15 protein-coding genes are annotated in these 10,933 nt (G+C 63.4%); 10 read left to right on the top strand and 5 right to left on the bottom strand.

Annotated elements, in window-relative coordinates; all coding sequences use genetic code 11:
• Positions 1-163: 163 nt before the first annotated feature.
• The 4 genes from AC1DVW_RS05355 to AC1DVW_RS05370 all read left to right on the top strand — a co-directional run bounded on the left by AC1DVW_RS05355 (position 164) and on the right by AC1DVW_RS05370 (position 3,534).
• Positions 164-934: an alpha/beta hydrolase gene (locus AC1DVW_RS05355; RefSeq protein ID WP_477321697.1), complete on the top strand. Its 771-nt coding sequence runs from the start codon at positions 164-166 to the stop codon at positions 932-934.
• A 4-nt stretch (positions 935-938) separates the two neighbouring features.
• Positions 939-2,081 (top strand): benzoate/H(+) symporter BenE family transporter, encoded by a 1,143-nt coding sequence (locus AC1DVW_RS05360; protein WP_477321699.1) that lies wholly within the window; start codon positions 939-941, stop codon positions 2,079-2,081.
• 117 nt (positions 2,082-2,198) lie between these two features.
• Complete coding sequence (locus AC1DVW_RS05365) at positions 2,199-2,675, top strand: DUF2852 domain-containing protein (RefSeq protein WP_477321701.1); 477 nt, start codon at positions 2,199-2,201, stop codon at positions 2,673-2,675.
• Positions 2,676-2,775: 100 nt separating this feature from the next.
• Positions 2,776-3,534 (top strand): M48 family metallopeptidase, encoded by a 759-nt coding sequence (locus tag AC1DVW_RS05370; RefSeq protein ID WP_477274209.1) that lies wholly within the window; start codon positions 2,776-2,778, stop codon positions 3,532-3,534.
• Between the two features lie 33 nt (positions 3,535-3,567).
• Here the strand turns inward: AC1DVW_RS05370 and AC1DVW_RS05375 are convergent, their stop codons facing one another.
• Positions 3,568-3,786 carry a hypothetical protein gene (locus AC1DVW_RS05375; RefSeq protein WP_477321703.1) on the bottom strand — a complete coding sequence of 73 codons (219 nt, stop codon included), beginning with the start codon at positions 3,784-3,786 and terminating at the stop codon, positions 3,568-3,570.
• Positions 3,787-3,896: 110 nt separating this feature from the next.
• Here AC1DVW_RS05375 and AC1DVW_RS05380 point away from each other — a divergent pair, with 110 nt between their 5' ends.
• The 6 genes from AC1DVW_RS05380 (at position 3,897) to AC1DVW_RS05405 (ending at position 9,450) form a co-directional block, all read left to right on the top strand.
• Positions 3,897-4,556 (top strand): phosphoribosylanthranilate isomerase, encoded by a 660-nt coding sequence (locus AC1DVW_RS05380; protein WP_477321704.1) that lies wholly within the window; start codon positions 3,897-3,899, stop codon positions 4,554-4,556.
• A 33-nt stretch (positions 4,557-4,589) separates the two neighbouring features.
• Positions 4,590-5,810 carry a tryptophan synthase subunit beta gene (gene trpB, locus AC1DVW_RS05385; protein ID WP_477321706.1) on the top strand — a complete coding sequence of 407 codons (1,221 nt, stop codon included), beginning with the start codon at positions 4,590-4,592 and terminating at the stop codon, positions 5,808-5,810.
• 2 nt (positions 5,811-5,812) lie between these two features.
• Entirely contained in the window at positions 5,813-6,652 is an 840-nt protein-coding gene (trpA, locus tag AC1DVW_RS05390) for a tryptophan synthase subunit alpha (RefSeq protein WP_183446090.1), read from the top strand.
• A 36-nt stretch (positions 6,653-6,688) separates the two neighbouring features.
• The gene (accD, locus tag AC1DVW_RS05395) at positions 6,689-7,615 is read left to right on the top strand and encodes an acetyl-CoA carboxylase, carboxyltransferase subunit beta (protein ID WP_477321708.1); all 927 of its coding nucleotides are present in this window, start codon (positions 6,689-6,691) and stop codon (positions 7,613-7,615) included.
• 62 nt (positions 7,616-7,677) lie between these two features.
• Entirely contained in the window at positions 7,678-9,003 is a 1,326-nt protein-coding gene (locus AC1DVW_RS05400) for a bifunctional folylpolyglutamate synthase/dihydrofolate synthase (RefSeq protein ID WP_477321710.1), read from the top strand.
• A 27-nt stretch (positions 9,004-9,030) separates the two neighbouring features.
• Positions 9,031-9,450: a VOC family protein gene (locus AC1DVW_RS05405; protein ID WP_477321712.1), complete on the top strand. Its 420-nt coding sequence runs from the start codon at positions 9,031-9,033 to the stop codon at positions 9,448-9,450.
• A gap of 15 nt (positions 9,451-9,465) precedes the next feature.
• On the opposite strand, the gene AC1DVW_RS05410 is transcribed toward AC1DVW_RS05405, so the two are convergent.
• From AC1DVW_RS05410 to trxA, 4 genes are all read right to left on the bottom strand, one after another.
• A complete protein-coding gene (locus AC1DVW_RS05410) occupies positions 9,466-9,879 on the bottom strand; it encodes a PIN domain-containing protein (protein ID WP_477321714.1) in 414 nt (137 codons plus the stop codon).
• Positions 9,876-10,124, bottom strand: a complete 249-nt coding sequence (locus AC1DVW_RS05415) for a plasmid stabilization protein (protein ID WP_477321716.1) — start codon at positions 10,122-10,124, stop codon at positions 9,876-9,878. Before AC1DVW_RS05415 ends, AC1DVW_RS05410 begins: the two co-directional genes overlap by 4 nt.
• A gap of 72 nt (positions 10,125-10,196) precedes the next feature.
• Complete coding sequence (locus AC1DVW_RS05420; RefSeq protein WP_354461417.1) at positions 10,197-10,478, bottom strand: cupin domain-containing protein; 282 nt, start codon at positions 10,476-10,478, stop codon at positions 10,197-10,199.
• Between the two features lie 128 nt (positions 10,479-10,606).
• Complete coding sequence (gene trxA, locus AC1DVW_RS05425) at positions 10,607-10,930, bottom strand: thioredoxin (RefSeq protein WP_127380281.1); 324 nt, start codon at positions 10,928-10,930, stop codon at positions 10,607-10,609.
• Positions 10,931-10,933: the final 3 nt, after the last annotated feature.

Here is a 10,933-nt window from a genome sequence, read left to right on the forward strand (position 1 = left end):
GAGCGCGCGGGCGGAGTCAATAGCACAGCGCTGACAGGAAATCACCCTGCGTCCGCCACCTTCGGCTGCGCCAAGCGAAGAAACGCGCCAAGCACTTTTCGTTGAGCCCTCGGCTGTGCCAAAAGACCGGCGTGCCAAGAGACCGGCGCGAGGGAACAAAGCCATGACCGCCACCGCCCCGGTTTTTCTGGACGTCGAAGGAACCGCCATCGCCGTCAGGCATAGGGCAGGCGCCGAGCCCGGCATCGTCTGGCTCGGCGGCTACAAATCCGACATGTTGGGCACGAAGGCGCAAACGCTGTCGGATTGGGCGGATCGCGAAGGCCGCGCCTTCCTGCGCCACGATTATTCCGGCCATGGCGAATCGGGCGGCGCCTTTGCCGACGGCACCATCTCGAAATGGCTGGCGCAAAGCCTCGCCGTCTTCCGCCATTTCACGCAAGGCAAGCAGATCCTGGTTGGTTCCTCGATGGGCGCCTGGATCGCGCTGCGCACGGTGCAGGAATTGCGCAAGGCGGGCGAGGACCGCGTCGCCGGCCTGGTGCTGCTGGCGCCGGCGCCGGATTTCACCGCCGAACTGGTCGAACCGGCGTTGACCGAGGCACAGAAGCGCGACCTCGCGCAAAAGGGCTTCTTCGAGGAGCCGTCGGACTACTCCGCCGAGCCTTACATCTACACCCGCGCGCTGATCGAGGACGGCCGCCGCAACCGGACAATGACCGGGCCGATCGACACCCATTGCCCTGTCCACATCTTGCAAGGCCTGGCTGACGCGGATGTGCCGACAAGCCATGCGCTGAAGCTGGTCGGCCTGCTGCCGGCCGACGACGTGACGCTATCGCTCATTCCCGAGGGCGACCACCGCCTGTCGCGGCCACAGGATCTCGACATGCTGCTGCGAGCCGTGGGCGCCATGGTCCAGCAGGCAGGGTAGGAAAATGCGCATTTCCATTCCCATATCCGCCTTCGTCGCGGCGATTGTCGGTTTCGGCGGCACGCTGGCCATCGTCATTGCCGCGGCCAAGGCGGTCGGCGCGACGCAGGTCGAGACCGCGAGCTGGGTCACCACCATCTGCCTGGCGATGGCCATCGAGAGCCTGTGGCTGTCATGGCGCACGAAAATGCCTGTCATCACCGCCTGGTCGACGCCGGGCCTGGCGCTGATCGCGGCATCGACCGGTTTTTCGATGGGTGAGGCCGTCGCCGCCTTTATCGTCACCGGCACCCTTTTGATCGCCACCGGCCTGTTTCGGCCGCTGACGCAGCTGATATCCAGGATACCGCCCTCCGTTGCCTCGGGCATGCTGGCCGGCATTGTCGTCACCTTCGCGCTGAATGCGGTCAAGACCGTTCCCGTCGATCCATGGCTGATCCTGCCGCTGATCGCGGCCTTCTTCGTCATCCGCCTGTTCAATCCGGCGCTGTCGGTGCTGGCAGTGCTGATCGGCGGCGGCCTCGCGGCTTTCCTTACCGGCCGCGTCGGCGGCCTGCCGACACCGGAGATATCGACGCTGACGCTGATTGCGCCCGATTTCACTGCCAAGGCGATCATCGGCCTGGCACTGCCGCTCTACCTCGTCACCATGGCCTCGCAGAACCTGTCCGGCCTCGCCGTGCTCAGGGCCGCCGGCTACCACCCCGAACCCGGCCCGCTGATCGGCGTCACCGGCCTGTTTTCGCTGCTGTCGGCGCCGTTTGGCGGCTCGACCACCAATCTGGCGGCGATCTCGGCGGCGATCTGCACCGGGCCGGACGTCCATCCGGACCCGGCCGAGCGCTGGAAGACCGGCCCGTTCTACGCGCTTGCCTATCTCGTCTTCGCCATGTTCGGCGCTTCGCTGGTGGCGATCTTCGCCGTCCTGCCGCAGAGCCTGATCGTGCTGGTCGCCGGCCTGGCGCTGATGGCGTCGCTCGCCAACGCGCTGTCGATCGCGCTGAAGGAAGAGGGCGAGCGCATGGCCGCCACCGTCACCTTTGTCGTCACCGCGTCGGGGCTGACGCTGTTCGGCGTCGGTGCCGCCTTCTGGGGCCTGATCGCCGGACTGGTCGTGCTCTTCCTGGAAATGCTCAAAAAGCGATAATCATTTCAGAGCCTTGTCCGGTTTTGGCCGGCATTGTCTTGAATCGCCGTTTTTCCCATCCCATTTCGAATCCACGCAGCCGTATCTGGCTGTCTCCAACTGAAGGATTGGGAGAAAATGAACACATCTGCATTGATCCGTCCGGCGTGGACGCCGGCGACCATCGCGTTGATGGTTGTGGGTTTCATGGTGTTCTGGCCGCTCGGCTTCGCCATGCTTGCCTACATCATCTGGGGCGACCGGCTCGACGGCTTCAAGCGTGACGTCAACCGCGCCACCGACGGCGTCTTCGCCGGCTGCCGCCGCGGTTCCGACAAGGCCGCCCGCTGGGGCCACGGTTCGGCTCGGACCGGCAACGTCGCTTTCGACGACTGGCGCGAAAAGGAACTCGAGCGTCTCAATGAAGAGCGCAACAAGCTCGACGAGATGCTGACCCAGTTCGACGAATACGCCCGCGAATTGCGCCGCGCCAAGGACCAGGCCGAGTTCGACCGCTTCATGGCCAACCGCAACAAGGCGACCGCTCCGACGACGACGACCGAGCCGAGCAAGCCGGCGAAGCGCGGCAAGGGTTCGAACCTGCTCGACGACTGAGCCCCAGCGACAGGGCCCGGCATGCAAAAACGGCGTCGCGCAAGCGGCGCCGTTTCTTTTTTGTTCTGGTCGTTTTCCTCGAATCGCGTATCGTCTCGCTATGTCCTTCGGCTTCTTCCGCAACCTGACGAAACCCACGCCTTCCCCCGTTGAAGAGCGTGAGCATGTCGTCGCCGGCCGCTCGTTGCCGCTCAAGATCGTCGAGAGCGACCGGGCGCGGCGGCTGACGCTGCGCATCGATTCTGGTGGCCGCGGCCTGCGCATCACCGTGCCGCCGGGCCTGCGCCGCGGCGAGGTGGAAAAATTCCTACATCGCCATCAGGACTGGCTGGAGCAGCGTCTGGCCAAGGTGCCAAACCGGCCGCAGGTGCGGCCCGGCATCAAGATACCGCTACGCGGCGTGCCGCATCGCATCGTCCATGAACCGGCAAAACGCGGCACCGTCAGCCTGTCGCGCGACGAGCGCGGCCCGTTGTTGATCGTGCATGGCGACCGGATACATCTGCCGCGCCGCATCGCCGATTTCTTGAAGCGCGAGGCCAAGAAGGAAATCGAGAAGCTGGTGATCAAACACACCGAGGCGCTCGGCAAGCGCGCCAAGGCGATCCGTTACAAGGACACGTCCAGCCGCTGGGGGTCATGCACGTCCGAAGGCAATCTGTCCTTCTCGTGGCGCATCATGATGGCGCCGCAGCCGGTCATAAACTACCTCGTCGCGCATGAGGTGGCGCATCTCAAGGAGATGAACCACGGCCCGAAATTCTGGAAATTGTGTGAAAAACTCTGCCCCGACACCGACCGTTGCAAGGACTGGCTGAAGCGCAACGGCGGCGCGCTGCAGGCGATCGTGTTCGAGTAGGGCGCCTGGTCGGAGTGGCGGCGACTGGTCCGATCAATCGTCATTCGCCGCGTTGAGATCTTCCGGCCGCAGGCCTTCATCACCATGGCGCGGCCACGGCAAGAAATTCTTCTCAAACTTGTCACCGCCGAAATAGTCGAGCGCGCGGTGCGCCTCGGCGCCGTTGAAGGCGGCCTTGTCCATCAGATGCGCGATGACCTCGCGGGCCTGGGCGATCTTTTGCCTGAGTTGATCAGCGGTTTCGTCTGCCATTGTTTTGCTCCCGCCTGTATCGCTACAGGGAAAGGTAGCGCTTTCCGCCCCGGCGGCAAACAGGATGCTTTTTCTCGACTCTTTTAGCGTTTCGTGCCAATCCCCGCGCCATGGCGCTCGACATCAAGATATGCGGGTTGAAGACCGACGGGGCACTGGCCGCGGCATTGGCCGGCGGCGCCAGCCATGTCGGCTTCATTTTCTTTGCCAAGAGCCCGCGCTATGTCGAACCGGCGGAAGCCGGGCGCTTGCGCCAGGGAGCAACGGGCAAGGCCCAGGCGGTGGCCGTCACCGTCGATGCCAGCGACGTGTTCCTCGATGAGATCGTCGCGAAAATGCATCCCGACATGCTGCAGCTGCACGGCTCGGAAACGCCCGCGCGGGTGGCGCAGGTGAAGGCGCGCTATGGCCTGCCGGTGATGAAGGCGCTGTCGGTCAGCGAGGCTGCCGATCTCGAACGGATAAAACCCCTTATCGGCATTGCCGACCGCTTCCTGTTCGATGCCAAGCCGCCAAAGGGTTCGGAATTGCCTGGTGGCAATGGCGTCGCCTTTGACTGGCATATTCTGGCCGGCCTTGACGCCAGCGTCGATTACATGCTTTCCGGTGGGCTCAACGCCGCCAACATCGGTGACGCCCTTCGGCTTGCCAACCCGCCCGGAATAGACATTTCCTCAGGCGTGGAAAGCGCGCCGGGCGTCAAGGATCCGGCGCTGATCGAACAGTTTTTCCGGGCCGTCAGGGCAGCACGCGACAACCGCGCAGCCTGATAGTGCTTCAAACCACAGACTAGGAGATCGGCGATGGACAAGCCGGCGACACCAAATTCCTTCCGCACCGGACCCGACGAGCAGGGCATGTTCGGCATCTTTGGCGGCCGTTTCGTCGCCGAGACGCTGATGCCGCTGATCCTCGACCTCGAGCGGAACTGGAACGAGGTCAAGAACGATCCGGATTTCAGGGCTGAACTCACTGACCTGTCGACCCATTATGCCGGGCGGCCCTCAAAACTGTATTTCGCCGAAGGCCTGACCAGGCATCTCGGCGGCGCCAAGGTCTATTTCAAGCGCGAGGATCTGAACCACACCGGCTCGCACAAGATCAACAACTGCCTTGGCCAGATCCTTTTGGCCAAGCGCATGGGCAAGAAGCGCATCATCGCCGAAACCGGCGCCGGCCAGCATGGCGTGGCGTCGGCCACGGTGGCGGCGCGTTTCGGCTTTCCATGCGTTGTCTATATGGGCGCCACCGACGTCGCCCGCCAAAGCCCCAACGTCTTCCGCATGAAGCTGTTGGGCGCCGAGGTGCGGCCGGTCACCGCCGGCCACGGCACGCTGAAGGACGCCATGAACGAGGCGCTGCGTGACTGGGTGACCAATGTCGAGGACACCTATTACCTGATCGGCACCGCCGCCGGGCCGCATCCCTATCCGGAACTGGTGCGCGATTTCCAGTCGGTCATTGGTTCGGAAGCCCGCGCCCAGATCATCGAACAGGAAGGCCGGTTGCCGGACACCATCATCGCCTGTGTCGGCGGTGGCTCGAACGCTATCGGCATGTTCCATCCTTTCCTCGACGACAAGGAGGTCCGCATCATCGGCATCGAAGCTGGCGGCCGCGGCCTCGACGGCATCGAGCATTGCGCCTCGATGAATGCCGGCGCGCCGGGCGTGCTGCACGGCAACCGCACCTATCTGCTACAGAATGCCGATGGTCAGATCATGGACGGCCACTCAATCTCGGCCGGACTCGATTATCCCGGCGTCGGCCCAGAGCATTCCTGGCTGCGCGACTCGGGCCGTGTCGAATACGTGCCGATCCTCGACGACGAGGCGCTGGAGGCTTTCAAGCTGACGACGCGGGTCGAAGGCATCATTCCGGCGCTGGAATCCGCGCACGCCATTGCGCACGCGGTGAAGATCGTGCCCGCCATGGACAAGGACCAGATCGTCATCGTCAACCTGTCCGGCCGCGGCGACAAGGACGTGCATACCGTGGCCTCGATGCTGGGCATGGAGATCTGATCATGGTGACCCGCATCGACCGCCGCATGGCGAAACTGAAGACTGAAGGCCGCCCGGCGCTGGTCACCTATTTCATGGGTGGCGACCCGGACTACGACACCTCGCTGTCGATCATGAAGGCGCTGCCCGGCGCCGGCAGCGACATCATCGAGCTCGGCATGCCGTTTTCCGATCCGATGGCCGATGGCCCGGCGATCCAGGCGGCGGGCCTCAGGGCGCTGAAAGGCGGCCAGACGCTGGTCAAGACGCTGAAAATGGCGGCGGACTTCCGCGCCGGCGACAACGAAACGCCAATCGTGCTGATGGGTTACTACAACCCGATCTACATCTACGGCGTCGACCGTTTCCTGAAGGACGCGATTGCCAGCGGCATTGACGGGCTGATCGTCGTCGACCTGCCGCCGGAGATGGACGAGGAACTCTGCATTCCGGCACTCAAGGCCGGCATCAATTTCATCCGGCTGGCGACGCCGACCACCGACGACAAGCGCCTGCCCAAGGTGCTGCAGAACACCTCGGGCTTTGTCTACTACGTGTCGATGACCGGTATCACCGGCTCGGCGCTGGCCGACACCGGCAAGGTTGCGGCGGCGGTCAAGCGCATCAAGGGCCACACCGACCTGCCGGTCTGCGTTGGCTTCGGCGTCAAGACCGCCGAGCAGGCCCGCGTCATCGGCGCCAATGCCGACGGCGTCGTCGTCGGCACCGCGATCGTCAATGCGGTCGCCAACGTGCTGGGGCCGAAGGGCGAAAAAACCGCCGACCCGGCCGAAGCGGTCGCCACGCTGGTCAGCGGCCTGGCGCAAGGCGTGCGCTCGGCCCGCCTTGCTGCCGCCGAATAATCTTCCTACGTCTTCGTCAGGACAGGAGCCGAAGCGATGAACTGGATCACCAACTACGTTCGCCCGAAGATCAATTCGATGCTCGGCCGGCGCACCGACATGCCCGAGAATCTCTGGATCAAGGATCCGGAGACCGGCGAGATGGTGTTCCACAAGGATCTGGAGCAGAACCAGTTCGTCATCCCGTCTTCCGGCCATCACATGAAGATTTCGGCCAAGGAGCGGCTGCGCTTCTTCCTCGATGACGGCAAATACGAGCAGCTCGAAAATCCCAAGGTCATGCAGGACCCGCTCAAGTTCCGCGATGAGAAGCGCTACACCGACCGATTGAAGGACGCCAAGGCCAAGACCGGCCTCGAAGACGCCATCGTCAACGTGCTGGGCTCCGTCGAAGGCCTGCCGGTGGTGGTGACGGTGCAGGATTTCGCCTTCATGGGCGGTTCGCTCGGCATGGCCGCCGGCGATGCCATCGTGCATGGCTTCGAAGTCGCCTTGCAGCGCAAGCGGCCGCTGATCCTGTTTGCCGCCTCCGGCGGCGCCCGCATGCAGGAAGGCATCCTGTCGCTGATGCAATTGCCGAGAACCACCGTCGGCGTCGACCGGCTGAAGGAAGCCGGTCTGCCCTACATCGTCGTGCTGACCAACCCGACCACCGGCGGCGTCACCGCGTCCTATGCCATGCTCGGCGACGTGCACATTGCCGAGCCCGGCGCGCTGATCGGCTTTGCCGGCCCGCGCGTCATCGAGCAGACCATCCGCGAAAAACTGCCCGACGGCTTCCAGCGCTCCGAATATCTGATGGAGCACGGCATGGTCGATATGGTGGTGTCGCGGCTGGAATTGCGCGGAACGATTTCCAGACTCTTGAAAATGCTGCTCAAGCTGCCGGAAGAGCAAAAGCCGCTGGAGCCGGAAATCCTGCCGCCGGCGCTGATCCCGCCGGAAGCCCGTCCGCAAGCCTGACGCGACATCGTTAGCCGCGAACCGCGATTGCGCGCGCTTTGCGACGCGCTTAGGATTCGTCCATGACCACGCTTGCCGCCGACCGCGAAATCGAAAGCCTGATGGCGCTTCACCCGAAGGGCTTCGACCTTTCGCTCGGCCGCATATCGCGGCTGCTGGAACGGCTGGGCAATCCACAGGACCAATTGCCGCCGGTCATCCACATCGCCGGCACCAACGGCAAGGGTTCCTGCGCCGCCTTTTCGCGTGCGTTGCTCGAAGCCTCCGGCTACCGCGTCCATGTCCACACCTCCCCGCATTTGGTGAACTGGCATGAGCGCTACCGTCTGGCCGCCGATGGCGGCGGCAGGCTGGTCGAAGACAAGGTCTTCGCCGATGCCATCGCCCGCGTCGCCAAGGCCAATAATGGCGAGAAGATCACCGTCTTCGAGATTTTGACCGCGGTGACTTTCCTTTTGTTTTCCGAACATCCGGCCGACGTAGCGATCATCGAGGTCGGCCTCGGTGGCCGCCTTGACGCCACCAATGTCATCAGCGAACCGGCCGTCTCGGTGATCATGCCGGTCTCGCTCGACCATCAGGCCTATCTCGGCGATCGGGTCGAGGTGATCGCGGTCGAAAAGGCCGGCATCATCAAGCGCGGCTGTCCGGTGGTCATCGGCGCCCAGGAAAGCGAGCCGGCGCTGCAGGCCATCATCGAAACCGCCGAGCGGCTTGACTGTCCGTCCTTCGTCTATGGCCAGGATTTCCTCGCCTATGAGGAAAACGGCCGGATGGTCTATCAGGACGAAGACGGCTTGATGGATCTGCCGCCGCCGCGCCTGCCGGGGCGCCACCAGTTCGCCAATGCGGCGGCGGCGATCGCCGCGGTCAAGGCGGCGGGTTTCGAGATCAGCCACCGCGCCGCGGAAAAGGCGATGACGAGCGTTGTCTGGCCCGGCCGGATGCAGAAACTGTCGCAAGGCAGGCTGGTGGATCTGGCGCCCAAGGGCGCCGACATCTGGCTCGATGGCGGCCACAATCCAGGCGCCGGCATCGTCGTTGCCGAAGCGCTGGCCGAGCAGGAGGAAAGGCACCCGCGGCCGCTGTTCCTGATCGCCGGCATGATCAACACCAAGGACCAGAGCGGCTATTTCAGCGCCTTCAAGGGCCTGGTCCGGCATGTCTACACGGTGCCGGTGAGCATGAGCGAGGCCGGCGTGCCGAATGACGAACTGGCGATCCGCGCCACGGAGGCAGGGCTGACGGCCGAACCGGTGAGTTCCGTCGCCAGCGCGCTGATGCTGTTGCGCGACACCTGGGACGGACCGCCGCCGCGCATCCTGATCGGCGGATCGCTTTATTTCGTCGGCGCCGTGCTGGCCGAAAACGGCACGCCGCCGACCTGAGCACCAAGGCCAACGCAAGGAGCGGGGATGATCAAGGTCAAGCAGCTCGCCCATGCCTGCATCTTCGCGCATGATCTGGAAGCGACGCGCAGTTTTTACCGCGACGTGCTGGGCATGGACACGAAATTCAATTTCCTGCGCGACGGCAAGGTCTTCGGCTTCTACCTCGATTGCGGCGGCCGCAGCCATGTCGAGGTGTTCCAGAAGGACGGCACGAGCTTCAGCGAGCTCAACCAGATCAACCATTTCTGCCTTGAGGTGGAAAACATTGACGCGGCGATCGCCCATATCAAGTCGAAGGGCATCGACGTGACAGCCAAGAAGCATGCCTGCGACGACACCTTCCAGGCCTGGATCCGCGATCCCAACGGGGTGAAGATCGAGCTGTTCGAATACACCGCCAAAAGTGCGCAATTCGCCGGCGGCGACCGCATCGCCGACTGGTGACCAGGGAACAGGGCTCTAGAAATCCCAGGGTGAGATCAGCTCGAGGTTGGCCGGGCCGAAGTCGTTGAGATTGCGTGTTGCCAGTCGACCACCATTCACACGTGCTATCGCTGCAATCATGCCATCGGGTGCCGACATGCCTCGGCCCTGGCGGGTGGCGGTTCCCATAATCTCGCCATAAGCCAGAGCCGCCTCCTCCGTCAGCCCAAAAATGCGGCCAGCAAAGCGACGGCGCCATTGGGAGAGTCCTTGCTCCAGGCGATCGGCGCGCTCATCAGGTCGTATTTTTTGGATGCCGAAAGCGATTTCGGCAATCGCCACTGTGGGAAGTGCCAATTCGGCATCGTTGCGGACCAGCCAAGCCAGCACGGCTGCGTCGGGCGCCTTTCTAAGGGTCTCCGAAATCACATTGGTGTCGACGAAAATCAAAGCTCCGGCCCTGTATGGATCTTGCGGCTTTCGCGGATGATTTCTTCCAGATCGATGTCGACGCCAATGCTTGCCGTCAGGCGGGAGTAGAAGGCGGAGGCCGGTTCTCGCCCGGCCTCCCGAATCTCATAGGATTCGAGCGCGCGTTCGACGATATCAGCTATTGAGCGGTTTTCGCGACGGGCCAGTCGATGAGCAAGATCACGTGCTTTTGCGCTGCGAACGGACAGCTGAGGCTCTGCCATCTCAAACTCCCTTTTGAGAAAGATATAGCCTCTCCACCAGCTGCCATCAAGATGGCATCTGACGGCAGGCCATCACTTCAACTCGATTTCGATAAACGCGTATTCGCCCTCATTGGCGCTGACGACGTCGTGTTCGACGCCCTCCTTGCGGAAATAGGGCGCGCCCTTCTTCATCTCGGCGAAGGATTCGCCGTCCTTGGTCAACAGCTTCACCTTGCCGTCCATCAGCGGCACCACGACATAGTCGTGGCCGTGGCGGTGCCAGCCGGTGTTGTCGCCCGGGGCGAAGCGATACTCGGTGACGATGACGCGCTCATTGTCGATGAAGACGGTGGCTTTGGCGGATCCGGTCATGTCGCTCTCCTGTTTGCCAAAACAGAGGACATGGCGTGCGCGGGCGCGAGGGCCAGAGCGGCTCAGCGATGACGCCAACAAAAAGCCCGGCGCGAGGGCCGGGCTTGATGGTCGGAATCCTGGATGGATCAGGCGAGGTTGCCGTTGATCCAGTGCGACAGCGCGGTCTTCGGCGCGGCACCCACCTTCATGTCGGCCATTTCGCCGCCCTTGAAGATCATCAGCGTCGGAATCGAGCGCACGCCGAACTGGGCGGCAAGCTCGGGATTCTCGTCGATGTTGAGCTTGGCGATCTTCACCTTGGCGCCCAGCTCGGTGGCGATGTCCTCAAGCGCCGGCGCGATCATCTTGCAAGGGCCGCACCATTCGGCCCAGAAATCGACGACGACCGGCACGTTGGCGTCAAGCACGTCAGTCTGGAAGTTGCTCTTGTCGACCTTTACGGTGGCCATATG

Source organism: Mesorhizobium sp. P3_B5, assembly GCF_056402815.1.